The following is a 24649-nucleotide window of genomic DNA, read 5'->3' as shown; positions in this document are numbered from 1 at the left end:
TGTGGAGCCGTTACCCGATACTGCTCAGGAACGTGCCCCAAGCCAGCTCAGCGTCATGTCCGCCTCGGCCAGCCAGCGTTCGAGGTGGTAGTCGTGTCTGGCCAGACCGGCTGTCGCGGCCACGGCCGTCTGAACCGCCTGTTCGGCGTCTTCAGGGGTCAGCAGGCCGTGCCGCACTGCGGTCAGAAGCTCGTCGACGTCGTCGAGCTCGACGCTTTCGCCGGTGCGCACCACCAGGTCGAGATAGTGGTCCTCGGAATGCCAGCTGGTCGGGCCGGGGGAGTAGCGGCCGACGTCGAGGTAATAGTCCTGATCGAGTTCGTAGCCGGGGTTGAAATGAAAGATCGACGCACGAAGCCCCAGTGACGGCAGCAGCCACGACTCCAGGTAATGGAACTGGGCACGGCCCGGCGTCGGGCGGGCCATATAGAGTCCCCACGGCTTCACGGTGTATGTGTCCACCGCGCGGACGATCCCCTTGGGATCGGTGTTGGTGCGTGCGACCAGGTCGAATTTCTCGTGCTTGGGAGCGTGGATACCCAAGCATAGGCTGGGGAACAGCCGATGTCGGTGCGTGGTTCTACCCTGTGAACATGGCTTTCGCTACCGAACACCCCGTATTGGCGCACTCTGAGTACCGCCCTGTCGAGGCGATGGTGCGCGCGGGCGGCAGGTTCGAGGTCGTCAGCGAATATGAGCCAGCCGGTGACCAGCCCGCGGCGATCGACGATCTGGAGCGCCGCATCAACTCGGGGGAGCGCGACGTTGTGTTGCTGGGCGCTACCGGCACCGGCAAGTCTGCTACGACTGCCTGGCTGATCGAGCGGCTGCAGCGGCCGACCCTTGTGATGGCGCCGAACAAGACACTCGCCGCACAGTTGGCCAATGAGCTGCGGGAGATGTTGCCGCACAACGCGGTTGAATACTTCGTCTCGTACTACGACTACTACCAGCCCGAGGCGTACATCGCACAGACGGACACCTATATCGAGAAGGACAGCTCGATCAACGACGATGTGGAGCGGCTCCGGCACTCCGCGACCTCGAGCCTGCTGTCTCGGCGCGACGTCGTGGTGGTCGCGTCCGTGTCGTGCATCTACGGCCTTGGCACGCCACAGTCCTACATGGACCGGTCGGTCGAGGTGAAGGTCGGCGAGGAGATACCGCGCGACGCGCTCCTTCGGTTGCTGGTCGACGTTCAGTACACCCGCAACGACATGGCGTTCACCAGAGGTACGTTTCGGGTGCGCGGCGACACGGTCGAGATCATTCCGTCGTACGAGGAGCTCGCGGTGCGCATCGAGTTCTTCGGTGACGAGGTCGAGGGGCTCTACTACCTGCACCCGCTGACCGGCGACGTGGTCCGCAAGGTCGACTCGCTGCGGATCTTCCCGGCCACTCACTACGTCGCCGGGCCCGAGCGGATGGCGCACGCGATTTCGACCATCGAGCAGGAGCTCGAGGAGCGACTGGCCGAGCTGGAGAAGCAGGGCAAGCTGTTGGAGGCGCAGCGACTCCGGATGCGCACCAACTACGACGTCGAGATGATGCGACAGGTCGGCTTCTGCTCGGGTATCGAGAACTACTCGCGGCACATCGACGCGCGTCCGGCCGGCTCTGCGCCCGCCACCTTGTTGGACTACTTCCCCGAAGACTTCCTGCTCGTCATCGACGAGTCGCACGTGACGGTGCCGCAGATCGGCGGGATGTACGAGGGCGACATCTCCCGCAAGCGCAACCTGGTCGATTTCGGCTTCCGCCTGCCGTCAGCGATCGATAACCGGCCGCTGACGTGGGAGGAGTTCGCCGACCGGATCGGCCAGACGGTGTATCTGTCGGCCACGCCCGGTCCTTACGAGCTGAGCCAGACCGGCGGAGAATTCGTCGAGCAGGTCATCCGGCCCACCGGCCTTGTCGACCCGCAGGTGGTGGTCAAGCCGACGAAGGGGCAGATCGACGACCTGATCGGGGAGATCCGCAAACGCACCGAGGTCGACGAGCGCGTCTTGGTGACCACCCTGACCAAGAAGATGGCCGAGGACCTGACCGACTACCTGCTGGAGACGGGGATCCGGACCCGCTATCTGCACTCCGAGGTCGACACCTTGCGCCGCGTCGAGCTGCTGCGACAGCTGCGGCTGGGTGAGTACGACGTTCTGGTCGGAATCAACCTGCTGCGCGAGGGGCTCGACCTACCCGAGGTGTCGCTGGTGGCGATCCTGGACGCGGACAAGGAGGGCTTCCTCCGCTCGCCGCGAAGCCTGATTCAGACGATCGGCCGCGCGGCGCGAAACGTGTCGGGCGAGGTGCACATGTACGCCGACACCATGACCGATTCGATGAAGCAGGCCATCGACGAGACCGACCGGAGGCGGGCCAAGCAGATCGCCTACAACGAGGCGCGCGGTATCGACCCGCAGCCCCTCCGAAAGAAGATCGCCGACATCCTCGACCAGGTGTACCGCGAGGCCGACGACACGGACGTCGAGGTGGGCGGCTCGGGACGAAATGCTTCGCGGGGCCGTCGCGCACAGGGTGAGCCGGGTCGCGCGGTCAGCGCCGGGATCATCGAGGGCCGCGACACCTCGAGCATGCCGAGGGCCGAGCTTGCCGATCTCATCAAGGATCTGACGGCGCAGATGATGGCCGCAGCGCGTGACCTCCAGTTCGAACTGGCTGCCCGAATACGGGACGAAATCGCGGATTTGAAGAAGGAACTCCGCGGCATGGATGCCGCCGGCCTGAAATAAGCTTGATCTCAACTGTGGTTGAGGTCATACGGTGACCGTATGACTGAGACCCCGACGATCAAGCCGGGCAGCTGGCGCGAGCTGTTGGGTCGTGAGCGGCTCGGCACCGCGACCCTGCTCGCAGGCGGGGTCGGGTTGTATGCCACCAACGAGTTCCTCACCATCAGCCTGCTACCCAGCACGGTCGCCGACATCGGCGGCCAGAGGTTCTACGCATGGGTGATCGCGGTGTACCTCGTCGGCTCCGTCGTCGCCGCGGCCGCGGTCAACCCCCTTCTCGTCAAGTTCGGGCCGAGGGCGTCGTACCTACTGACACTGGCGATCTTCGGCGTGGGAACGCTGGGTTGTGCACTCGCCCCGAATATGGAGCTGCTGCTGGTCGCCCGCACCGTGCAGGGCGCGGCCGGTGGCATGCTCGCGGGCCTCGGCTATGCGGTGATCAACTCCGCGCTGCCGAACTGGTTGTGGACGAGGGCGTCGGCGTTGGTGTCGGCGATGTGGGGCGTGAGCGTGATCATCGGTCCCGCAATGGGCGGTGTTTTCGCCCAATTCGGTATCTGGCGTTGGGCTTTCGGGACTTTGGTGATCTTGACAGCAGGCATGGCGGCGCTGGTGCCGGGTGCATTGCCCGCCCGCCAACACAGTGACGAGCCTTCGACGCTCCCGCGGGTACCGGTGTGGTCGCTGCTTCTGCTCGGCGCCGCCGCCCTGGCGATCAGTGTTGCCGGAGTGCAGCGAGGTGCTGCCGCCACATTTGGCCTCCTCGCCCTTGCGGCGGTGGTGGTGGCAGTGTTCCTGGTCGTCGACCGTCGTGCCGGGGCGACGGTGCTGCCGCGCGCGGCGTTCGGGCCGGGGCCGTTGAAGTGGATGTACGTCACGATCGGGCTGCTGATGGCGGCGACGATGGTCGACATGTATGTGCCACTGTTCGCTCAGCATTTGGCCGGCATGGTTCCTGCCGCGGCCGGATTCTTCGGGGCGGTGTTGGCGGTTGGCTGGACGGTGTCGGAGATCGTGAGCGCATCGGCAAGCCGGACGGGCACGATCGTCCGCCTGGTTGCCGCGGCTCCCGTGGTGATGGCGGTCGGGTTGGCGCTCGGCGCGCTCGTCCTCGGCGAGGGGTTGAGGTGGCCGTTGATGACGGTGTGGGCTGTCGGGTTGTTCATCGCCGGCGCCGGTGTCGGCATGGCGTGGCCGCATCTTTCGGCCTGGATCATGGGGGCAGTTGAGGATCCGGTGGAGGCAGGCACCGCCGCGGCCGCGATCAACACCGTGCAGCTGATCTGCGGCGCGTTCGGCGCGGGACTGGCCGGTGTTGTCGTCAACCTCACCCATGGCGGGGACGCTGCGGCGGCGCGGTGGTTGTTCATCGTGTTCGCCGTGCTGGCCGCCGTCGGGTTGGCGGCCTCCTACCGCGCGTCGCGCGAACGCTAGTCGGGGTCCTCGTCGAGCTGACGGATCGCGGTCACGCCGTCGATACCTGCCAGCACGGTGGGCGCGTTCAGGATGCCGTTACCCGCCAGCGTCAGCATGACGCCCGACTGACCAGGGGCATTGCCGAGCGGTTCACCCTCCGGATCGGCGGTTAGTTCGGTGAGCTGCCACTGCCGTCGATCACAGGCCTGCAGCAGTCGGCTCATCACCCCCTGCCCCTCGGAGTAGGTGACGTGCAGGCGGATCGCACCGCTGAGCCGGGAGCTCAGCCGCCGGGCCAGTGGCATGAAGCCGACCACCACGAGAAAGTGCATGGCGGTCACCGTGAACGCCAGCAGGAGCAGGCCGGAGCCAGCGGCCATGCCGATCGCCGCGGACTCCCATATCGAGGCGGCAGTGGTCAAACCGTGCACCGACCCGCGGCGGAAGATGATGATGCCCGCGCCGAGAAAGCCGATCCCCGAGACGATTTGGGCCGCCACACGCGACGGGTCGACCTCAACGGTGCCCGCGGCGAGGACATCGCTGAACCCGTACTTGCTGACCAAGAGAATCAGGGCGGCCGCGGTGCCGACGATGGTCTGGGTGCGGATGCCTGCGCTCTTGCCCTGGAGTTCGCGTTCCAGCCCGATGAGCGCCGTCAGTCCGAATGCGACGAACAACTCGGTGATCTGCCGGATACCCTGCCCCGGTCCGCCGAAGAACGGCGGATCGGCCGCCAGCCACAGATCCATGGGAACAAGCTAACGCCGGCGTCCTCGACGCGGCTTCCGGCGCGCCGGGCGAAAACCTCACCGCGAGCCGAATGCTGTTCTGTGCCGATGCGGCCTGGCAAGGTGGTGCTCGTGCGGGTGTGGCTGAGCGGCTAGGCAGCGGCCTGCAAAGCCGTCTACACGGGTTCGAATCCCGTCACTCGCTCGACATGTTCTAGCCTGCGTGAGGCAGCAGACCGGCGGCGAACTTCAGATCGGAGACGAGCGCGTCGAACGCCGTCTCACGGTCCGCGGGCGGTCCGCGCAGCACCGAAGACGGGTGCGCGGTCGCCACCAGCCGCGGGTCGACATTCAGATCGACGGGTGCGGCTCCTGCGGGCAGTCGGAGCACCTCACCGCGGTGCTGCGTCAACCGAAAGGCGTTGCCCAGCAGTGATTTGGCGGCCGTGGCGCCAAGCAGCACAACGACGTCGGGTCCGATTTCATTGAGCTCGGCAAGCAACCACGGCTGACACGCGATCACCTCGGTCCTGCTCGGCGCCTTGTGGATTCGGCGCTTGCCGCGCTGCTCGAACTTGAAGTGTTTGACCGCGTTGGTCAGGTAGACGTTCGCGCGATCGATGTGTGCGGCGGTGAGCGCCTTGTCGAGCAACCGCCCCGCGGGGCCGACGAACGGCTTTCCGGCCGTGTCCTCCTGGTCGCCGGGTTGCTCGCCCACCAGGACCAGCGAGGCCGCGTGCGCACCGTCCCCGAACACAGTCTGTTTTGCGTTGCGGTACAAATCGCAGCGCTGACAGCCCTCGGCCTGCTTGGCCAGCCCGGTCAGACCTGTCACGAGTCGATGGATACCCATCCTGTTGCCGCTGTCACTTATGCGGCGGCGTCGTGACCTTGATAGCGCAAAGGCCGCAAAGACCCAGGAAAATGCTGCTCACGGTGGTGAATAACTCCCAGTTTCGCCCGACATCGGGTTAGGGTCGTTCGTTGGCGGTGCAAACGACACTCGGAGGGTATGAATGAGCGGCTATCAGACCGTTTTGGTCGGCACGGACGGATCGGATTCGTCGTTGCGTGCGGTGGACAAGGCCGGTCAGATCGCTGCGGGTTCGGGCGCGAAGGTCATCGTCGCGACCGCGTACTTTCCCCAGAGCGAAGACCAGCGGGCAGCCGACGTCCTCAAGGACGAGGGCTACAAGATGTCGGGCAACGCGCCGATCTATGCGATCCTGCGCGAAGCCAGGGACCGCGCGAAGGCCGCTGGGGCTACCGAAGTCGAGGAGAAGGCCGTCGTCGGCGCCCCCGTCGACGCCCTCGTCGACCTTGCCGAGGAGGTTAACGCGGACCTTCTTGTTGTCGGCAACGTCGGCCTGAGCACCATCGCAGGCCGGTTGCTCGGCTCGGTGCCGGCTAACGTCGCGCGGCGGTCGAAGACCGACGTGCTGATCGTTCACACCACGACGTAATCCGCTCGGCGCGATCAGGTCGACCGCCGTCCGGCTGGCTAGGGGTCCAAGGTCACCGCCAGTCGGGCTCTCGGGCCCTGGTGTGGCTCCGACGCGAGGATGCACGATCTCCGCAGAAGAGTGGGGACGGGCATGAGTGACGCTGCTATCGAGAAATCCGACGTCGGCCGATACGACCCGGGCCTGACCGAGACGATCGTCGGGCTGACCCGCCCGATCGTCAAGACATACTTCCGCTCCGAGGTACGCGGCATCGACAACATCCCCGCTGGCCCGTGCCTGGTGGTCGGCAACCATTCGGGAGGCCTGCTCACCCCGGACATGTCCGTGTTCGCCGTCGCCTACTACGACGAGTACGGCTATGACCGTCCGCTGTACACGCTCGCCCACGACCTGCTGTTCGACACGCCGGCGGCAGCCCTGCTGAGGCGCACGGGGGTCATCCGGGCGACGCGCGAGAACGCCGCTGCCGGATTGGCGGCCGGAGCGGCGGTGATGGTGTTCCCCGGTGGCGACCACGAGGTCTACAGGTCGACCCTGCGACGCAACAAGATCGCGTTCGGCGGCAGGACGGGCTACGTCAGCACCGCGATCGAAGCGGGTGTGCCGATCGTTCCCGCGGTGTCGGTCGGCGCCCAGGAGACACAGCTCTTTCTGGCCCGCGGCGAATGGCTGTCGCGTCGGCTCGGGCTGGCGAAGCTGAGCCGCAAGGTCGGGCGCAGCGACATTCTGCCGATCACGTTCGGATTCCCGTTCGGGCTGAGCATCTTCACCATTCCGCTGAACATGCCGCTGCCGAGCAAGATCGTCACGCAGGTGTTGCCGCCGATCGACATCGCCGCCAGGTTTGGCAAGGACCCCGACGTACACGACGTCGACCGCTACGTTCGCTGGGTGATGCAGTCCGTGCTCGACACGCTTGGCCGCCGTCGCCGGCTGCCGATATTCGGGTAGCTCCTTACGTGCTCGACGCCTTGGCGATCTCGGCGATCGCCGCATCAAGCGTGGCATTGAACTCTTCGTCGCTCTGCTGCGCGGTGAGTCCCTCGGTGAGGGCGCGCGAGAAGCTGGCGATCACGCCGTTGTTGCGGGACAGCTTCTCGCAGGCCTCGTCGCGGCTGTAACCACCCGAAAGTGCCACAACACGAACCACATTGGGGTGTTCGACGAAATCCCGATACAGGTTGTCGGTATCGGGCAGCGTCAGCTTCAGCATGACCTTCTGGCCGTCACCGAGCTGGCTCACGCCGTCGAGGAGGCGCGCCTTCAGCTGGTCCTCCGCCTCGGCCTTCTTGGGGCTCTTGATGTCGACCTCGGGCTCGATGATCGGCACCAGACCTTTCGCGATGACCTGTGCAGCGACCTCGAACTGCTGCGCCACGACTGCATCGAGGCCTGCGCCGGGCAGCTTGATGACCGACCGCTCCTTGGTGCCGAAGACGCCGTTGGCCACCGCGCGGTCCAACAGGTCGTCGAGGCCGGGCATCGGCTTCATCGTCTGAGCGCCGTCCTGCTCGTCGGCCAGCCCCTTGTCGATCTTCAGGAACGGCACGATGCCCTTGACGTTCCACAGGTAGTCGGCGGTGGGGCGGCCCTCGATCTGGCGGTCCATGGTCTGTTCGAACAGGATGGCGCCCATGATGCGGTCCGAGCCGAAGGCGGGGCTGGTGATGATCCGAGTCCGCATCTCGTGCACCAGGTCGAACATCTGCTCGTCGCCCGAGTACGCGTCCTCGGGGATGCCGTAGAGCTTCAGTGCCTTGGGGGTGCTGCCGCCGCTCTGGTCGAGCGCCGCGATGAAGCCCGCGCCGGTATGCGCCTTCTTGAACTGGTCGTTGTTCATTTCTTCCCCTTTCTTCGTCACCAGGCAATCTAGCGCTGCCCGCATCGCGACCCGAACGAAGGCTGACTCAAAATCCGATCATCGGAACTTGGGGGGTGCGACACTCGAATTGACGACGGGGGTAACTATGACGATCACAACACCTCGGGTCGGTATCGCGCGCCGGGAAAACGGCGTTGCCCCTCCCGACGTACCGCTCGAGGATATCGACCTCGGGTCGCTCGAGTTCTGGGAGCGCGACGACGACCTTCGCGACGGCGCGTTCGCGACGTTGCGACGGGAGTCGCCTATCGCCTTCTTCGACGTTGCGGATTTTCCCGGTTTCCCCGCTGGCGCCGGCCACTGGGCGTTGACGAAGTTTGACGATATCCACCACGCCAGCCGCCATCCCGAGATCTTCAGCTCCATTCCGACCAGCACGTCCCTCAACGAAGTGCCACCCGAGATCGCGGAGTTCGCGGGGTCGATGATCAGCCTCGACGATCCGCGTCATCTGCGGCTGCGCACAATCGTCAACCGCGCGTTCACGCCGAAGGTGGTGGCCCGGATCGAGGACAGCGTGCGAGACCGGGCCCGCGCGATCGTGACCAACATGATCGCCAACCATCCCGACGCCGAAGCCGACTTCGTCGCCGAGGCCTCCGGCTTGCTGCCGCTGCAGGTCATCTGCGACATGATGGGCATTCCAGAAGACGACGAGGCGAAGATCTTTCACTGGACGAACGTGATGTTGGGCTTCGGCGACGACGAAGTATCCGGTGAATTCGCCGAGATCCTCATGGTGGTGAACGAAATCGTCGACTACGCGATGCGCCTCGCGGAGGAACGGCGGGCGAACCCCGGCGACGACCTCACCACCAGCCTGGTGCAGGCCGAAGTCGACGGTGAGCGCCTGACGTCAAGCGAGATCGCATCGTTTTTCATTCTGTTGTCCGCTGCCGGCAACGAGACAACGCGCAACGCGATCAGCCACGGCATGGTGGCACTCACCCGGTATCCCGAGGAGCGGGAGAAGTGGTGGGCGGATTTCGATGGGATGGCCGGCACCGCGGTCGAGGAGATCGTCCGGTGGGCGTCCCCGGTTATCTTCATGCGGCGCACCTTGACTCAGGACATCGAGTTGCACGGCATCGAGATGAAGACCGATGACAAGATCTCCCTGTGGTACAACTCGGGCAACCGCGACGAGGCCAAGTTCATCAATCCGTGGTTGTTCGATGTAACCCGGAATCCTAACCCGCACATGGGCTTTGGGGGCGGCGGTGCACACTTCTGCCTGGGCGCGAACCTGGCGCGTCGGGAGATCCGAGTGCTGTTCGAAGAACTGCACCGCCAGATACCCGACATCGTCGCGGCCGAGGAGCCCGCGATCCTGCACTCGGCGTTTCTCCACGGCATCAAGCGGTTACCGGTCGCCTGGTCGGTGCCCGCCTAAGGTAGCTGCCACCTCGGCGCTCCAGGAGTAGCCTGTCGCAGTTCGGGCAGATGCAGCGAAATCTGCAGGAGGGTGGTCGTTTCGGGCTCGACCACAGCCCTAGGGAAGATCTCGGTGATCGCGTATCGGAGAACGCGACGTCGGCAATTACCTGCTTGTATCGGCCGGTCTGACGGCGGCCACCAGTGGCGTGCCGCCCACGCGACCATTGTCACCTCAGGACGCGAGTGAACTGCCTGATTGGGTGAATTCCGTACAGGTCGCGGTACGACGGGGGCTGCCTGCCGCCGTCGTCTTCGATGCCGTACTCACGTGCGAGCTCCGCACCGACCGATGTCTGGCCACTCTTCTGCATGAGGTCGGGATCGTTGAACAGCGCCCAGATGAGATGGCCTGTCAGTTCGGGAGTCTCGGCGATATCGAGCATGCGCGCGAACTTCTCTGGGGCACCGGCGACGATGTTTTTGAGCCGTTCGGTCAGCAGGATGCCCATCCAGATGGACACCGACGCGATGCCGAACTCCTCGAAGTCCACCGCCATGTCGGCGGCCATCTTGTCCATGCCGGCCTTGTGCACGCCATACGACGGGCCGAAGACGTAATGGGCGGCGCCAGGTGCCGACGTGAAGACGACAAGACCCTTGCGCTGCGGCAGCATCAGGGGTGTGGCGTAGACGGTGGCGACATAGCTGCTGCGAAGCCCGACGTCGAGGATGTCGATGACGTTGACGGGCTCCTCCCAGAACCGCGTCGGGCCCATTATCTCGTCGCGGATGATCGCCGCGTTGTTGACCAGGATGTCGAGCTTGCCCTGCTCGGCCCGGACTCGGTCGAAGAGCGCCTTCGTCTGATCATCGTCGGCGTGGTCGACGGCGACCGGGATACCCTCGCCGCCTGCCCTGGTCACCAGTTCGGCGGTCTCTCCGATCGTGCCCGCGAGCGACGACTGGCCGGGCTGCGTGGTGCGCCCGGTGACATAGACAGTGCACCCGTGGCTGCCGAGCGCGTGGGCGATGCCGAGGCCCGCGCCGCGGCTGGCCCCCGTGACGACGGCGACCGTCTTGTCGGTGGCGATCACCAACCGCGCTCTTTCCATTCGGCGAGGTGTGGTCGCTCGGCGCCAAGCGTGGTGTCGTCGCCGTGACCTGGGTATACGACCGTCGAGTCGCCGTAGACGTCGAACACCCGCGTGGTCACATCGCCCAGCAGCTTCTCGAAGTCACCTTCCTGCCACGTCTTGCCGACCCCGCCGGGGAACAGGCAGTCGCCCGTGAACAGGTGGGTGGCCCCGGCTTCCGGGTCGGCGCCGTCCAGCGCCAACGCGACTGATCCCGGGGTATGGCCCCGGAGGTGGATGACATCGAAGGACAGCTCGCCGATCTCGACGGTGTCGCCGTTGGCCAGGATCCGGTCCGGCTTCACCGGGAGCGGGTCGGCGTCGAGCTGGTGGGCCGCCGTCGGCACCTCCGTCGCCTTGGCCACCTCGGACAGGGCCAGCCAATGGTCCTGATGCTGGTGACTGGTCACGATCAGCGACAGCTTGGGGGCGTACCGCTCGATCAGCTCGAGCAGGATCTCGGCGTCGTTGGCGGCGTCGATGAGTAGCGTTTCGCCGGTTTGGGAACACGTGACCAGGTACGCGTTGTTGTCCATCGGGCCCACCGAAACCTTGACGATCGACGCACCGGGGAGGTTGCGCCGGGCGGCGGTCCGGGGTTCGACATGGCCGGTGTAGTTATCGTCGACGACAGTCATGGTGCTCACGGTATCGGCCTTGGCTGGGGCTTGTCGTAGGCGGCACATAGCATGGGCACCAACTATGTCTTCGGGAGGAAAAACGGGTGGTTGACCGCCTGATCGTCAAGGGTGCGCGCGAGCACAACCTGCGAGGCATCGACCTCGACCTACCCCGCGACGCGCTGATCGTCTTCACCGGCCTGTCCGGCTCGGGCAAGTCGTCGCTGGCGTTCGACACGATCTTCGCCGAGGGTCAGCGGCGCTACGTCGAGTCGCTTTCGGCGTACGCCCGACAGTTCCTCGGACAGATGGACAAACCCGACGTCGACTTCATCGAAGGCCTGTCGCCCGCGGTGTCGATCGACCAGAAGTCCACCAACCGCAACCCGCGGTCAACGGTCGGCACCATCACCGAGGTCTACGACTATCTGCGTCTGCTGTACGCGCGAGCCGGGACGCCGCACTGCCCGGTTTGTGGTGAGCGCATCGCAAGGCAGACCCCGCAACAGATCGTCGACCAGGTACTCGCGATGGACGAAGGCCTGCGCTTTCAGGTGCTTGCCCCGGTGGTGCGTACCAGGAAGGGCGAGTTCGTCGATCTGTTCGACAAACTGAACTCGCAGGGCTACAGCAGAGTCCGCGTCGACGGGGTGGTGTATCCGCTCACCGACCCGCCGACGCTGAAAAAGCAGGAAAAGCACGACATCGAGGTCGTCGTCGACCGGTTGACGGTCAAAGCGTCCGCCAAGCAGCGGCTGACCGATTCGGTGGAGACTGCGCTGAACCTTGCCGACGGAATCGTGGTGCTGGAATTCGTCGACCGCGAGGACGACCACCCGCACCGGGAGCAGCGCTTCTCCGAGAAGCTGGCCTGCCCGAACGGACATCCGCTTGCCGTCGACGACCTCGAACCGCGATCGTTCTCCTTCAACTCGCCCTACGGCGCCTGCCCGGAATGCTCGGGCCTCGGCATTCGCAAGGAGGTGGATCCCGACCTCGTCGTCCCGGATCCGGATCTCACGCTGGCCGAAGGTGCGATAGCGCCGTGGTCGATGGGCCAGACGGCCGAGTACTTCACCCGCATGATGGCCGGCCTCGGCGACCAGCTCGGCTTCAATGTCGACACCCCGTGGAAGAAGTTGCCCGCCAAGGCGCGTAAAGCGCTTCTCGAGGGCTGCGATGAGCAGGTTCATGTTCGGTACAAGAACCGATACGGCCGAACCCGTTCGTACTACGCCGATTTCGAGGGCGTGATGGCGTTCCTTCAGCGCCGCATGGAGCAGACCGACTCCGAACAGATGAAGGAGCGTTACGAGGGTTTTATGCGCGACGTGCCCTGCCCGGAATGCAACGGCACCCGGCTGAAGCCGGAGATCCTGGCCGTCACGCTATCGGCGGGCAAGCACGGCAAGAAGTCCATCGCAGAGGTGGCGGAGCTGTCGATCGCCGACGCGTCGGACTTCCTCAACTCGCTGACGCTGGGTTCGCGCGAACAGGCGATCGCGGGCCAGGTGCTCAAGGAGATCCAATCGCGGCTCGGCTTCCTGCTCGACGTCGGGCTTGAATACCTGTCCCTGTCGCGCGCGGCGGCGACACTGTCCGGCGGTGAGGCACAACGCATTCGGCTCGCCACCCAGATCGGTTCAGGTCTGGTCGGGGTGCTCTACGTGCTCGACGAGCCGTCGATCGGCCTTCATCAGCGCGACAACCGCCGATTGATCGAAACGCTGCTGCGACTGAAGGACCTCGGCAACACGCTGATCGTCGTCGAGCACGACCTCGACACGATTGCGCACGCCGACTGGGTGGTGGACATCGGCCCGATGGCGGGCGAGCACGGCGGGCGGATCGTGCACAGCGGGCCTTACGAAGAACTGCTGCAAAACCGCGAATCACTCACCGGTGCATACCTTTCCGGCCGAGAACGTATCGAGGTGCCCGCCATCCGGCGGCCCGTCGACCCCAAACGGCAGCTGACGGTTGTCGGCGCGCGGGAGCACAATCTGCACGAGATCGACGTGTCGTTTCCGCTCGGGGTGCTGACCTCGGTCACCGGCGTATCCGGCTCGGGCAAATCGACCTTGGTCAACGACATCCTGGCGTCCGTGCTGGCCAACAAGCTCAACGGCGCCAGGCAGGTTCCCGGCAGGCACACCCGGGTCAACGGTCTCGACCATGTGGACAAGCTGGTGCGGGTGGATCAGTCGCCGATCGGTCGCACACCGCGGTCGAACCCGGCGACCTACACCGGGGTGTTCGACAAGATCCGCTCGCTGTTCGCGGCCACCACCGAGGCGAAGGTCCGCGGCTACCAGCCGGGCCGGTTCTCGTTCAACGTCAAGGGCGGTCGCTGCGAAGCATGCTCGGGAGACGGCACCATCAAGATCGAGATGAACTTCCTGCCCGATGTGTACGTGCCGTGCGAGGTGTGCAACGGTGCCCGGTACAACAGGGAAACCCTCGAGGTGCATTACAAGGGCAAGACTGTCTCCGAGGTGCTCGACATGTCGATCGAGGACGCGGCGGAATTCTTCAAGCCGATCTCCTCGATCCACCGCTATCTACAGACACTGGTCGACGTCGGGCTGGGCTACGTGCGGCTCGGGCAGCCGGCGCCGACGCTGTCCGGTGGTGAGGCGCAGCGGGTCAAGCTGGCCTCCGAACTGCAGAAGCGGTCGACCGGTCGCACCGTCTACATCCTCGACGAACCGACGACCGGCCTGCACTTCGAAGACATCCGCAAGCTGCTCACCGTCCTCAACGGCCTCGTCGACAAGGGCAATACGGTCATCGTCATCGAGCACAACCTCGACGTGATCAAGACATCCGACTGGATCATCGACCTCGGTCCGGAGGGCGGCTCGGCCGGTGGGACCGTCGTCGCACAGGGGTCGCCCGAGGACGTCGCCGCGGTGCCGGAGAGCTACACCGGAAAGTTCCTGTCCGAGGTGCTCGATGTTGTGCCGGCCAAGCCGACGCGGCGGCGCCGCAAGGTCAGCGCGTGAGGTATCTTCTCCTGAACTGAGAATGCCATTACCCGGCATCGACCAGCGAGGAGACCATGTCGAAAACGGTGGTGATCGGCGCATCGAGCGGGCTCGGGCGTTGCATAGGAATCGGGCTGGCGGAACGCGGCGACCGGGTGGCGCTGCTGGCCCGCCGTCGCGACCGCATCGAGAACGCCGCCAAGGAGGCCGGGGCGGATTCGGTTGCAGTCGTTTGCGATGTGACCGACGAGGCGTCGGTGCGGTCGGCCATCAGCGCCGCCGCTAAAGCACTCGGCGGCATCGACAACCTCATCTACACGCCGGCGATCGGTTCGGTGATGCGGCTCGTTGACACCGACGCCGACACCTGGAGCAGCGTGTTCGCCACCAATGTCACCGGTGCCGCCATTGCGACGGCGGCGGCCGTCCCGTATCTGACCGAATCGGCAGGCAAGGTCGTCTATCTGTCTTCCGACGCTGGCACCTTCGGCCCGCCCTGGCCGGGGCTGGCCGCATACGGCGTCAGCAAGGCCGCACTCGAGAGGCTCATCGAGGCGTGGCGCGCCGAGCATCCAAATATCGGATTCACGAACCTGATCGTCGGCGAATGCGCGGGCGGCGACGGTGACTCCGCCACCGGATTCAGCACCGGCTGGGACCTCGAGCTCGCAGGGGAGTTCTATCCGCAGTGGATTTCGCGCGGCTGCATGCCCGGCCAGCTGATGCCGGTCGAGGACCTCGTCGACGTCGTGCACACGATCCTGCGCACCAACACGTCGACGTCCATGCCTGTCGTGGTCGCGCGGGGTGCGCCTGCCCGCCCGTCACCGACCAGCACGTGACAGCGGCGACGGGAAGCGCGGGCTGATCCGCACCCCGTCGAGCCATTCGGTCAGATCGTCGGCCTGTCGTTCCAGCGCCTTGCGTGCACCGCGTCCGACGTCATCAAGCAGCCTGAGCTCGACGCGTGCGTCGTCGTCCTGAGTCCAGGCGCCCACCACCCGGCCGTTCCACCAGACGGTAGGTCCTGCATTGCCATTCGTGTCGAAAACCTGGCTGCGGTGCTCACCGAGATACCAGTTCCGGTCATACCAACCCATCGTGGTCACGTCCAGGCTGGGCAGCAGCGCGCCCCACGGGTCGGGTTCGGGTTCCATCTCGAGGTCGTCGGGCAGCGCGAAACCAGGTGTCCCGTCCATGTCGACTTCGACCGCGTCGACGTCGCGCAGTGCTTGCCGCGCCCAGGTCAGGGTGTTGCCGAACCACCACTTGATGTCGGTGACCGTCGCCGGCCCGAAAGTGCGCAGCCAGGCGCGAACCAACTGTGCGCTCGCCGCTTCGAGCGCGGCGGCACGGGGTGAATCGGTCAACCAGTCAGTCGCCGCGGTCCACTGCGGCCGTGATGTCGTCCACGTTCCCTCGTTCGGGCCGCGGATGATGTCGCCGCGAACGGACAGCACAGTCAGCACCCTGGGGGACAGGGGAGTGTCTCCGCCCCAACGCTTTCCGGGTGCCGGATCGTAGCTGCCCGCCAGTTCGGGCAGGGCCGCGCGCAGTTGCCTGGCGTTGGTCGGGCCGTTTTCGACCAGGTGGCTCAATACCGCGTCACACGCGCGGTCGAGCCATTTCTCCCCGTTGGTGGCGATGCCGGCCTTCTGCACATCGGCGACGAGTTTGCGACGCTCTGTGTCGGCCACCCGGTCACTCGCCGCGGCCTGAATGTGGCCAAGGTCGTCGGCGGTGACCATCCAAAGCGTGCGGCGCATGGCCAGATGCTTGACCAGGCTACGCCGCTGATACAGCGCGGCGTCGAGGTCGGCGACGGTGAATCCGGGCAGCCGGGCCCAGAGCGAAAGATAGGGCGTGGCGGGGTCGGTGGCGTGCAGCCCGACGAGGTCGGCGACAACCCGGTCCATCGAGCCCGCGGGCGCAGCCAGAAAATGCCGCCGCGCCAGACGTGCCCGCCGTTCGGCGCCCGTGAAAGACCGCATCGACTGGGAACCGTACCGTCGCCGCCCGACAAAGTTTGGGATCGGTAGCGATCCGGCCCGTCTTGACTTCATCACGACGCCGCCATCGAGGCGACGCACAAACGAAGGGATCAGGACAATGAACCGAGTTGTCGCGGGTGCACTGGGGCTGCTCGCAGGAGCTGCACTGCTGGTGGGATGTTCGGACGACAAGGGCGCTTCGACGGCGAGTGCCGGCGACACGCAGGCCAGCACGGGCGGCAGCACCGAGGTCAAGGTCGACGGCAAGGACCTGGCCGGCCTGGATCTCAACTCCGTGACCTGCGTCAAGCAGGGCGGCAAGATCACCGTTGCCAGCGGGGCCATCGGTGGCCAACAAGGCCTTGGCATCTTGATGACCGACGAGGCAACGCCCACCGTGGAGTCGCTGGCCATGGTGGTCGACGGAAGCGCCCTCGCCGTCAGCCAGATGGGCGGCGTGAAGAGCGGTTCGGCAGACGTCAAGGTCGACGGCAGCACCTACACCATCACCGGCGAAGCGACCGGAGCCGACATCAAGAACCCGATGGCAGGCATGGTCACCAAGCCGTTCACCGTGACGGTGAGCTGCAAATAAGCGGCTCCAGCCGGGCGGCGGGCGTGCATTGCGCGCCCGCCGCTTCCTAAGATTGCGCCATGGGAGCCGAGCATTGAGCACAGCGGGCGAGCTCGACCGAGCGCGTCAACTCATCTTCGCCGCCGACGAGGTGACGGCGAAGGACCTGCTGGTCGGCCTCGGTGAACAGATCGAGGACGGCGAGCGCGACGATCTCCTGCTGGAGATCTTCGCGTTGCTCGGCGAGATCTATCTGGTGCGCACCGCATACAACGGCACCGAGGAGTGCATCCGCCGTATCGACAACCTTTTGGCCGTCTACCGGTCCATTCGGGCGGGCACAAACCCCGAAGCCGCTTCGCGGGCGGCGATGTCGGATGCCGAGATCGACCATATGCTGTGCAGGTATTCGCGTCGCGCACAGTTTCTGCGGACTGGACTAGCGGCCGCGGCGCACGGCGACCACGAGGGTGCCGAGCTCGCCCTGTTCGTGTTGTGCACAGACGATTCTGGCGTGGCCCACCCCGACCTCGCCGACGAGCATCGGTTCCTGATCACCTACGCGCAGATCTTCTGTGCAAATGCGTTGTGTGACGACGACCTCCATGTACAGTCGATTCCACTGTGGGAGAAGGTGATCGAGGCCATCGACCGGCCGGGAGACGGCGGTGAAGCCGATGACCATCTGCTGGTCCAGGGTGCCACCGGATACGGTCGCTTCTGCGTCGAGACGGGCCGGCTGCCCGAAGCCGAGCCCTGGCTGCGGCGGGCCGGGGCCCGGGCCGAAAGCCGAGGATGGGACTTGGCAAAAGCGAGAACACAACTCGAACGCGGCACAGCGGCGTGGGCGTCGGGCGATGTGTGGCAGACCCAGACGTTGGTGCACGAGGCCTATCCGGCGATAGCGGAGGGTTACCGTGCGCACGACGTCTCCCGGAGCTGGCTGTATCTCGGTCTGATCGCGATGTCGCTGGACAAGCTCGACGACGCCGACGAGCGTTTCGGGCACGCTGAGCGGCATTGGCGTGAGGTGGAGAAGCCGCTGCACATCCATCGTATTCTGCTGCAGCGCAGCTGGGTCGACATCCTGCGCGGCCGGTTCGATGCGGCGGCCGAGAGGGCCACCGAGGCGCGGCAACTGCTCGATTCGTGGCCGCGGCACAGCTGGCTGCAGTACGCGAGGCTGGACGACCACGTGGGCAGCATCCTGCGCGCCGAGGCGCTGGCCGACCCCGCGAATGCGGCGGACAAACTCCAGCAGGCCGCCGACCTCAAGGTGCCCGCCGCACTGGCGGTGGACTCGGTGCGGCACGCGATCGTCGACGCCGACGCCAGGATGCGTTGGGCCACTTTGGTGTCGGCACGGATTCTGGCAGGCGCTTTCGCCGTGGCCTATGAGTGGGGGAACGCTGACCTCCTCAGCGAGCTCGTCGAGTACCATTGTGCGCGAGGCGCTTTCAGTACCGAGCCGACAGAGAGCGCCGCGGAGCAATGGATGGGCGCCGCGACCGCTGCCGTGCCGATAGAGGCTGATGATGAGTACGCACTGGTGGCTGCGGGCTCGTGGTCGGCTTCGGTCGCCGGGGGGCTGACGCGGCTGGGGCCATTGCCGCCGTTGCGCATGGATCCGGAGACGCCGCCGATCATGAGCCGGTATCGCGAGCTGGCGTATCAGCGGTACGGCCGCGACATCACCGCCGACGAGGTCGCTTGGTCGACGTGGCCGTGAGCGCCTCTCAGCGGCAGACGCTGGTTCTGCGGTTCGCCGACGTCGGCGTCGCCACGTATGCCAGCCTGCGTGTCGTCGGAGCGCCGTCGCGGACCGTCACCTGGGTGGTGGAGGAGCCGACTCTGGTTGCGGCACTGGCGCAACTCGAACAGGCGCTGCCCGACCCGCGCGGTTCCGAAACTCAGCGGGACGCCGTGCAACGCGCGATCGCCACGGGTCCGTTCGCGTCACCGTCCGCCGAGCTGGAGATCGCCCGCGACCTTGGCTCCGAACTGCTCGCCGCACCCGCGTGGCAACTGTTGACCGAGTGCATGTCGTCTCCGCGGGCTGCACTGTTCGTCTCGCCAAGCGCACGGCTCGCGCGGGTTCCGTGGGCCGCCCTTGCGATGCCAGGCGACGAAGGATTTCGGCTGATCGAGCTCGTCGACGTGTTGATGGCGGCACCGCCAAACATCGTCAACGCTTCGCGCGCGCCCGTCGACTGGAACAGCACGAAGAGCGGTCCGCCGCTGCTGGTACTCGATCCGCGGGTGCCGGGGCAGCGGCCCGACTCGCCGCTCGGCTCCGTTCTCGGCCGGCCGTCCCCGGAGATGCCGTTGGCGGTTCATTTCGGCGACTTGATGCAACGGCGGCCCGTCCTTCCCGGTGTCTCAACGGCGGTCGAGCTGTTCCGGCGCACCGATGCGGGCCGCGCATGGTTGGCTGGTCTGCTCGCGCAGTCGCCGAGCAGGCTGCTCTACGTCGGCCACGCGACGGCGGCGGACGGGGATATCGGTCACGCCGACCGCGCCGCGCTGCATCTTGCTGACGACCGTCCACTGACTGCATCGGATCTGATGTCGGCCAAGCTACCTTTCCCGCCAAGGGTCGCACTGCTGGCTTGCGCATCCGGTGGCGACTACCAGTTCGACGAGGCGACGGGGCTGGTCGCCGCGATGATCCTGGGTGGCGCGCAACTGGTGACCGCGACACTGTGGTCCCTGCCAACAGCGGCCGGCTACCGGCAGTTCGCGCCGACTCCTGGTGAGCCGAACGCTGATCCGATGGTGGACGCGATCGTCGCGGTAGATCGGGCCCATCAGGACGCCGAGGCGGGGAGCGCGGTGAACCGCTGGCAGCGCGAGCAGCTGCGGCGTTGGCGCGACGGCGATGTGACCGCCAGCCCCCTGTATTGGGCTGCGCTGGTCACCTTCGCCGTCGACGGGGCACGCTGAAATCAACTGGGCGGCACGGAGACGGCGATCTCAGTCTCGTCGCCGGGCCGATAGTAGGTGTCGATGACGCTGCCGGGTGACACCTTCGCCATGGACGAAGCCGGTATCAGTGCGGTCTCGTGCGCCGCGAACTGGCCGCCGCCGGGTCTGCTGACCATCACGTCGAGCTCGACTTCCCGATAGTCCTCTCGGGTTTCGCCGGTTGCCTGCATCCCGGTGACCACACCGTGTGATCGGGTGCCGTGCCGGATCAGGTCGAGTTGGCGGCAGGTGAGCAGACCCTTGTCGACGAGCATCTGGTCGAAGACGGCACGGACGGCCAACATGTCGTCGGCCAGCGAAAGGTGTTCGCGCGCAGCCGGGTCGAATGCGACCATCAAAACGGCCCCTGGACGCAACACCCCGGCGACCGAGTCGTCGTGAAGCCGGCCGGTGAACCTCACGCCCGTCACGCTCTCCACCTCCATGGTGATCACGTCGGTGATCTGCCGAACTGTGCCGATTCCGACGCCGGGTGCGACATTCGGTTTCACCGATGCGACGGGCCGGGAAAGTAAGCGAGTCGCCGCCAAGCCGACTCCGATAACGGCCAGAACAGTGAGCAACAACGCATCAGGCATGCCATCAGGTTCTGACAGCGCATCGGCTACCGAACCCAACTTTTCCGCTAGGAGATGTTCGAACCCACTTCTATCCTCTAGGGATGACCACGGAGGCCAGAGCCGACACGGCGATCGCCGTCATGCGGCCGCGCCAAGCCGTGATCGACGGGGCGTGGCGGGCGATCGGTCCCGGCGTCGAGGTGCTCAGCGGTGACGACGGTGGCCCGTTGCGCAGAACAGTCAAGCGAATCATCGACCCGCTGGTGCTGCGGCTCCGGTCGAACACGCAGTATTCGGCGCCGTTCGTCGATGCCGCCGTTGCCGCGGCGATACATGAACTGATCGTCGGCCATGGGCCCGCGTTGCGCGCCGCCGCGGCGTGGTTCGAGGTCCTCAAACGCGAGCGCCGCAGGCAACGCATCACCACCGGCAACGCGCAGGAACTGTATTTCCCGGTTTGTTTCGAGCTTGCGGTGACCAGGGGAGCACCCTCGGACGAGGATCACGACGCGGCAACAACGGTGCTGCAGGGCATTCATGACGACCGCGACCGCACCGCCATTGAGGTACTCAACCAGTTCGTCAGCGATCAGCAGGTCGTCGCGAAGCTCGCCGAACAGCTCCGGCACAGTTGGCGGGACGTGCGTGCAGGCACCGAGATCACCGGCCCGTTCCTGGCGGGCCTGACAACGGTGCTCGGACCTGCCGAGAGCCACCGCGATTCGGTCGCTCGTCAGCGGGTCTGGTCGGCGCTGATCGCCGATGCGGCGCCATACAACCTCGGGGCGAATGCGCATGAGGCGACGACATCGCTGCCGTGGTCGATCGTCGATCTCGGCTTGAGTTCGGTTGAGCCACAGCTTCCGCCGACGATAGTCGGGGGGGCCGCGGGCGATCGCCCGCTGAATCGTTGCGTCGTCGACCGTGTCCGGGCCACCCTGCGGCGCGCGCTCGATCGAGACGAACTGCCTGACGTGCCGCTGCTGTGCGCGGAGGAGGTCGACAGGTCGTGTGCGCCGTGGGGTCTGCTCGCTGAGGACAACCAGGCCGCGTTGATAGCGGGGATCGAGATCGCGGTCAATCTCGCACCGCTGACCGACGTCGCCCCCCGCTACCAACTTGCGAGCCTGATCCAGGCGCGGCTGCGCAAAGAGGCGTATGTGATGCACGCACGCCGATATCTGGCCGGGGGCGGCCCGATTCACCCTCGCCAGCAGCAGGTGATCGACGACCTCTCCGCGTTCGCCCGCCCGTACCTGAGCCGGCTGTGGGCGCGTCTGCATGGCCGTGACGTCTGGCAGGAGCCGTGCAGCGATGTGGACGACGTCCGGTCCCTGCTCGAGGGGGTGGCGCGGTCGGTGAGCCTCGATCACCGGCAGCGGATCAAGTCGATGTTGCAGGTGGCGGGATGAAGCTGGTCGCCGATTCCGGACTCTGGAGCACCGGCCCGTTGGTGGCGCCGAGTCCGTTGGTCGCAGTGCTGGAAGTGAGCGGCGCCGTGTTGTCCTGGCCGATCGACGAGCCCGGTCCGGCATCGATCACCTTCACGGATCTGGCGCGGGCGGACTGGCTGTGGCGGGTGCTCGGCGAATCCGGTCACAGCGCACTGGCGGCGGCGGTGGAGGGACGCGTACCGGGCGATGAGCAGACGATCGACGTGAACGGTGTCGCCGTATTGCCCGGGTCGGTCGATCAGCTGCGACGGCTGGCACTAGGGCATTGGATGCGACGCTGGTGGCCCGCGAGTCACCGCGACGGCATCGTCGCCCTCGATGCTGCACTGGTCGACGCCGAGATCGCGCTGCTGACCGCGGCGGCACAGGACTTCTTCGCCGATGACACCCTCGACTCGGATGTGACGGAGCTGCTCGCGCCGCATTCGGTGGCGCTGAATGTCTATGTCCAAGGCGGAGATCCGCGCGTTGTGGTGTTGGTGCGAGCGGTGAGCGAGTTGACCGACGACGTCGGGATCGTGCTCGCCGAGCCGGTGCCGGTGGCACAGCGTCGCGATGACTACGCGCTCGCAGCGGGCGCGGATCGCGGCCAACGCGGACCGGGCGCGATCGCAAGGGGGACCAGTTCGATCGCCTGGGCCGGTGTTCCGCCTACAGTTTTCGACGCGGCTGAGAACACGATCGACTGGCTCATCGAGCCGGTGGGGTCAGGGGCGAATGCCGTTGTCGGCGCGCAATTGTCGGGAGGTGACTCGCCGAGCGGTATCCCGGTGCGGCTGCGGGCGGGGTCCATTAGCGGTACCGGCGTCCTGGACGACCGCGGACAGGCGAGGTTTGCCCTGGTCGATGAACAGCGACAGCCGCTAGCGGAATCAACTGCCTGGAACCATGATTGGGAGCGCACGACGGTGACGGTCGGGGCTGACATCGATGAATCACCACAGACGCGGCAGCGGGTTCGGGATTTCGCCCGGGCACGATTGGCGGCGCCTGGGGGCGATGCTTACCTCGCCGAGATCCTCGCCGCCGAATCCGACTACTGAGGCTCGTCTTTTTCGGAGTGCATCGACTTGCGAATAAGTTCGAGGCGTTCGGCGGCCGCGCGCTGACGCTCTTCGTACTGCTCCTCGACGGACCGACCTTCCGGGGTCTCGGCCGCCAGCTCGCTGGCCCCGATCGCGGTGCCGTACCGCGTCTCGATCTTTTCCCGGACCGACTCGAAGGTCGGCACGCCGCCCGGCGTGTACCCGGCGTCGGCGGCATCGGCGGGCGGGGGTGGCGCCGCACCTGGCTGTGAGTCGGCGGCGGCCGGTTCCGAGTCGGCAGGCGCCGGTTCGGAAGTCGGTTCGTCGGGCATGCCGCCACCGTACTCTTTGGCTACCTCGCGGCGGCTTGTTCGAACGTCGGGCTTCCCGCCGCAGGTGGAAACGGCGTCGGTGGCACGTCGGGTGTGCCGATCTGGCCAGCCAGCCACGGCAGGGCAGCGGCGAACGCGTGCGATGCGAACGGCCAGTCGTGCTTGCCCGGCTGGCTCACGACGGCACAGCTGATCCCGTTTGCGGCGCCGAGCCCGCACAACGAGTTCGCGGCCGCGGCCTGGTCGTTCTTGGCACGCTGGATGGTCGCCGTCGAGCCGTTGACATCGAACCACCCGGCCACTCCCGTGTACGGGCCGTGCCTGGTGATCACGGTCGTCGGGTCGAACGCCGCCCAGGCGTCGGCGTTTCCACCGAACAGTCGCGCGATGGTCTGGTCTTTGTTGCCCGAGTTGGGTCCGATGTCGCCCGCGATGTCCTCGAATGCGCTGAACATGTCCGGATGCATGACTGTGAGGTCGACGGCGCATGTGCCGCCCATCGACCAGCCGACGATACCCCAATTGGAGCGGTCGGCACTCACGCCATAGTGCGAGACCATGTACGGGACAACATCTTTGGTGAGATGGTCGGCACTGTTCCCGCGGCTGCCGTTGACGCATTCGGTGTCGTTGTTGAAAGCGCCACCCGGGTCGACGAACACGACGACAGGAGCATTGCCGTGATGTGCGGCGGCGAAGTCGTCGAGCATCTTCACCGCGCCACCGGTGCGCAGCCAGTCGGCAGGAGTGTTGAACTCACCGCCGATCATCATCAACGTCGGCAGTTTCGGCGCGGGGTTGGTGGCGTACCAGGCCGGCGGTAGGTAGACCAGCTCGCCGCGGTGACGGAAGCCCGACGCCGTGTCGCTGATATCGACTGGAACCACGGTGCCTTTCGGCGGGATCTTGCGCTCTTGCTGCATGGCCATCACGGTGACCTCGTCGGTCTGGTCGGGCAGCGGCCCGGCAGTCAGCTGGTTCCATGCCGTCTGCACGGTGGGGAAGTAGCCGACCCACAGATTCAGTGCCAGCGCAGCGCACAGCAGGCTCAGCGGCAGCGCGGCCACCGAGACGCCGCGCCGCAACCACCCCGACCTCCGCCAACCGGCCACCAGTACGGCAGCCGCGAAACCGGTGAGCCCGACCCAGATCCACAATGCATGCGGCGCGGGGTTATCGGACAATCCCTGAGATGCGACATACCAGTAGGCCGATGTGGCCATGGCGGCGCCGACGATCAGCGCCCACGGCAGCCAGCGCACCTGCCAGCGTCCACTGCGACGGCTGACCGCGGCAATCAGTGCGACGGCAGCGATGACTTGCACGGTGACCGGAAGCCAACCGTGCATGAGCGAAAGATGGTGGC

22 protein-coding genes and 1 tRNA gene are annotated in these 24649 nt (G+C 66.1%); 13 read left to right on the top strand and 10 right to left on the bottom strand.

The window, feature by feature from the left end; translation table 11 throughout:
* Positions 1–24: 24 nt before the first annotated feature.
* Entirely contained in the window at positions 25–537 is a 513-nt protein-coding gene (locus tag D6M19_RS24335; RefSeq protein ID WP_206428624.1) for a ribonuclease FAU-1 family protein, read from the bottom strand.
* A gap of 56 nt (positions 538–593) precedes the next feature.
* Between D6M19_RS24335 and uvrB the strand changes: the two genes are divergently transcribed.
* Both uvrB and D6M19_RS24325 read left to right on the top strand, forming a co-directional pair.
* A complete protein-coding gene (uvrB, locus tag D6M19_RS24330; protein ID WP_123027871.1) occupies positions 594–2750 on the top strand; it encodes an excinuclease ABC subunit UvrB in 2157 nt (718 codons plus the stop codon).
* Positions 2751–2789: 39 nt separating this feature from the next.
* Positions 2790–4184, top strand: coding sequence for an MFS transporter (locus D6M19_RS24325; protein WP_123027835.1), 1395 nt, complete (start codon positions 2790–2792; stop codon positions 4182–4184).
* On the opposite strand, the gene D6M19_RS24320 is transcribed toward D6M19_RS24325, so the two are convergent.
* Positions 4181–4918 carry an MgtC/SapB family protein gene (locus tag D6M19_RS24320; RefSeq protein WP_123027834.1) on the bottom strand — a complete coding sequence of 246 codons (738 nt, stop codon included), beginning with the start codon at positions 4916–4918 and terminating at the stop codon, positions 4181–4183. The genes D6M19_RS24325 and D6M19_RS24320 overlap by 4 nt on opposite strands.
* A 113-nt stretch (positions 4919–5031) precedes the next feature.
* Here D6M19_RS24320 and D6M19_RS24315 point away from each other — a divergent pair.
* A tRNA-Cys gene (locus D6M19_RS24315) sits at positions 5032–5102 on the top strand.
* A gap of 9 nt (positions 5103–5111) precedes the next feature.
* Here the strand turns inward: D6M19_RS24315 and D6M19_RS24310 are convergent.
* The gene (locus D6M19_RS24310; protein WP_234835023.1) at positions 5112–5732 is read right to left on the bottom strand and encodes a UdgX family uracil-DNA binding protein; all 621 of its coding nucleotides are present in this window, start codon (positions 5730–5732) and stop codon (positions 5112–5114) included.
* A 181-nt stretch (positions 5733–5913) separates the two neighbouring features.
* Here D6M19_RS24310 and D6M19_RS24305 point away from each other — a divergent pair, with 181 nt between their 5' ends.
* Together D6M19_RS24305 and D6M19_RS24300 are read left to right on the top strand one after the other, a co-directional pair.
* The gene (locus D6M19_RS24305) at positions 5914–6360 is read left to right on the top strand and encodes a universal stress protein (protein WP_123027832.1); all 447 of its coding nucleotides are present in this window, start codon (positions 5914–5916) and stop codon (positions 6358–6360) included.
* Between the two features lie 132 nt (positions 6361–6492).
* Complete coding sequence (locus D6M19_RS24300; RefSeq protein WP_123027870.1) at positions 6493–7314, top strand: lysophospholipid acyltransferase family protein; 822 nt, start codon at positions 6493–6495, stop codon at positions 7312–7314.
* 4 nt (positions 7315–7318) lie between these two features.
* Here D6M19_RS24300 and D6M19_RS24295 read toward each other — a convergent pair whose 3' ends face one another.
* Entirely contained in the window at positions 7319–8203 is an 885-nt protein-coding gene (locus tag D6M19_RS24295; RefSeq protein WP_123027831.1) for a fructose bisphosphate aldolase, read from the bottom strand.
* A 127-nt stretch (positions 8204–8330) separates the two neighbouring features.
* Between D6M19_RS24295 and D6M19_RS24290 the strand changes: the two genes are divergently transcribed.
* Positions 8331–9638, top strand: coding sequence for a cytochrome P450 (locus D6M19_RS24290; protein ID WP_123027830.1), 1308 nt, complete (start codon positions 8331–8333; stop codon positions 9636–9638).
* A gap of 211 nt (positions 9639–9849) precedes the next feature.
* Here D6M19_RS24290 and D6M19_RS24285 read toward each other — a convergent pair whose 3' ends face one another.
* The gene (locus D6M19_RS24285; RefSeq protein WP_123027869.1) at positions 9850–10713 is read right to left on the bottom strand and encodes an SDR family NAD(P)-dependent oxidoreductase; all 864 of its coding nucleotides are present in this window, start codon (positions 10711–10713) and stop codon (positions 9850–9852) included.
* On the bottom strand, positions 10713–11393 hold the full coding sequence (locus D6M19_RS24280; protein ID WP_123027829.1) for an MBL fold metallo-hydrolase: 681 nt from the start codon (positions 11391–11393) through the stop codon (positions 10713–10715). Before D6M19_RS24280 ends, D6M19_RS24285 begins: the two co-directional genes overlap by 1 nt.
* Positions 11394–11479: 86 nt before the next feature.
* Between D6M19_RS24280 and uvrA the strand changes: the two genes are divergently transcribed.
* Together uvrA and D6M19_RS24270 are read left to right on the top strand one after the other, a co-directional pair.
* Positions 11480–14380 (top strand): excinuclease ABC subunit UvrA, encoded by a 2901-nt coding sequence (gene uvrA, locus D6M19_RS24275; protein WP_123027828.1) that lies wholly within the window; start codon positions 11480–11482, stop codon positions 14378–14380.
* A gap of 68 nt (positions 14381–14448) precedes the next feature.
* Positions 14449–15204 carry an SDR family oxidoreductase gene (locus tag D6M19_RS24270; RefSeq protein WP_206428623.1) on the top strand — a complete coding sequence of 252 codons (756 nt, stop codon included), beginning with the start codon at positions 14449–14451 and terminating at the stop codon, positions 15202–15204.
* Here D6M19_RS24270 and D6M19_RS24265 read toward each other — a convergent pair.
* Entirely contained in the window at positions 15187–16353 is a 1167-nt protein-coding gene (locus tag D6M19_RS24265) for a winged helix DNA-binding domain-containing protein (RefSeq protein WP_123027826.1), read from the bottom strand. The genes D6M19_RS24270 and D6M19_RS24265 overlap by 18 nt on opposite strands.
* Positions 16354–16471: 118 nt before the next feature.
* On the opposite strand from D6M19_RS24265, the gene D6M19_RS24260 reads away from it, so the two are divergent.
* The 3 genes from D6M19_RS24260 (at position 16472) to D6M19_RS24250 (ending at position 19870) form a co-directional block, all read left to right on the top strand.
* Positions 16472–16948 (top strand): lipoprotein LpqH, encoded by a 477-nt coding sequence (locus tag D6M19_RS24260; RefSeq protein ID WP_123027825.1) that lies wholly within the window; start codon positions 16472–16474, stop codon positions 16946–16948.
* Between the two features lie 73 nt (positions 16949–17021).
* Positions 17022–18656, top strand: a complete 1635-nt coding sequence (locus tag D6M19_RS24255) for a hypothetical protein (RefSeq protein WP_123027824.1) — start codon at positions 17022–17024, stop codon at positions 18654–18656.
* Positions 18638–19870, top strand: coding sequence for a CHAT domain-containing protein (locus D6M19_RS24250; protein ID WP_164478664.1), 1233 nt, complete (start codon positions 18638–18640; stop codon positions 19868–19870). Before D6M19_RS24255 ends, D6M19_RS24250 begins: the two co-directional genes overlap by 19 nt.
* Positions 19871–19872: 2 nt before the next feature.
* On the opposite strand, the gene D6M19_RS24245 is transcribed toward D6M19_RS24250, so the two are convergent.
* A complete protein-coding gene (locus D6M19_RS24245; protein WP_123027822.1) occupies positions 19873–20490 on the bottom strand; it encodes a hypothetical protein in 618 nt (205 codons plus the stop codon).
* Between the two features lie 83 nt (positions 20491–20573).
* Here D6M19_RS24245 and D6M19_RS24240 point away from each other — a divergent pair, with 83 nt between their 5' ends.
* Positions 20574–21884 carry a hypothetical protein gene (locus D6M19_RS24240; protein WP_123027821.1) on the top strand — a complete coding sequence of 437 codons (1311 nt, stop codon included), beginning with the start codon at positions 20574–20576 and terminating at the stop codon, positions 21882–21884.
* The gene (locus tag D6M19_RS24235) at positions 21881–22969 is read left to right on the top strand and encodes a hypothetical protein (protein WP_123027820.1); all 1089 of its coding nucleotides are present in this window, start codon (positions 21881–21883) and stop codon (positions 22967–22969) included. Before D6M19_RS24240 ends, D6M19_RS24235 begins: the two co-directional genes overlap by 4 nt.
* Here D6M19_RS24235 and D6M19_RS24230 read toward each other — a convergent pair.
* On the bottom strand, positions 22963–23283 hold the full coding sequence (locus tag D6M19_RS24230; protein WP_123027819.1) for a hypothetical protein: 321 nt from the start codon (positions 23281–23283) through the stop codon (positions 22963–22965). The two genes, D6M19_RS24235 and D6M19_RS24230, sit on opposite strands and share 7 nt — an antisense overlap.
* 20 nt (positions 23284–23303) lie before the next feature.
* The gene (locus D6M19_RS24225; protein WP_123027818.1) at positions 23304–24632 is read right to left on the bottom strand and encodes an alpha/beta hydrolase; all 1329 of its coding nucleotides are present in this window, start codon (positions 24630–24632) and stop codon (positions 23304–23306) included.
* Positions 24633–24649: the final 17 nt, after the last annotated feature.

This window comes from Mycolicibacterium stellerae (assembly GCF_003719305.1).
GTDB lineage: Bacteria > Actinomycetota > Actinomycetes > Mycobacteriales > Mycobacteriaceae > Mycobacterium > Mycobacterium stellerae.
The sequence above is the reverse complement of the archived record's forward strand: the minus strand, read 5'-3'. Positions and strand labels throughout refer to the sequence as shown.

Coding starts and splice junctions, on each gene's coding strand:
- uvrB (WP_123027871.1), top strand. CDS start 594: ATGGCTTTCGCTACCGAACACCCCGTATTGGCGCACTCTGAGTACCGC.
- D6M19_RS24325 (WP_123027835.1), top strand. CDS start 2,790: ATGACTGAGACCCCGACGATCAAGCCGGGCAGCTGGCGCGAGCTGTTG.
- D6M19_RS24320 (WP_123027834.1), bottom strand. CDS start 4,918: ATGGATCTGTGGCTGGCGGCCGATCCGCCGTTCTTCGGCGGACCGGGG.
- D6M19_RS24305 (WP_123027832.1), top strand. CDS start 5,914: ATGAGCGGCTATCAGACCGTTTTGGTCGGCACGGACGGATCGGATTCG.
- D6M19_RS24300 (WP_123027870.1), top strand. CDS start 6,493: ATGAGTGACGCTGCTATCGAGAAATCCGACGTCGGCCGATACGACCCG.
- D6M19_RS24295 (WP_123027831.1), bottom strand. CDS start 8,203: ATGAACAACGACCAGTTCAAGAAGGCGCATACCGGCGCGGGCTTCATC.
- D6M19_RS24290 (WP_123027830.1), top strand. CDS start 8,331: ATGACGATCACAACACCTCGGGTCGGTATCGCGCGCCGGGAAAACGGC.
- D6M19_RS24280 (WP_123027829.1), bottom strand. CDS start 11,393: ATGACTGTCGTCGACGATAACTACACCGGCCATGTCGAACCCCGGACC.
- D6M19_RS24265 (WP_123027826.1), bottom strand. CDS start 16,353: ATGCGGTCTTTCACGGGCGCCGAACGGCGGGCACGTCTGGCGCGGCGG.
- D6M19_RS24260 (WP_123027825.1), top strand. CDS start 16,472: ATGAACCGAGTTGTCGCGGGTGCACTGGGGCTGCTCGCAGGAGCTGCA.
- D6M19_RS24245 (WP_123027822.1), bottom strand. CDS start 20,490: ATGCCTGATGCGTTGTTGCTCACTGTTCTGGCCGTTATCGGAGTCGGC.
- D6M19_RS24240 (WP_123027821.1), top strand. CDS start 20,574: ATGACCACGGAGGCCAGAGCCGACACGGCGATCGCCGTCATGCGGCCG.
- D6M19_RS24235 (WP_123027820.1), top strand. CDS start 21,881: ATGAAGCTGGTCGCCGATTCCGGACTCTGGAGCACCGGCCCGTTGGTG.
- D6M19_RS24230 (WP_123027819.1), bottom strand. CDS start 23,283: ATGCCCGACGAACCGACTTCCGAACCGGCGCCTGCCGACTCGGAACCG.
- D6M19_RS24225 (WP_123027818.1), bottom strand. CDS start 24,632: ATGCACGGTTGGCTTCCGGTCACCGTGCAAGTCATCGCTGCCGTCGCA.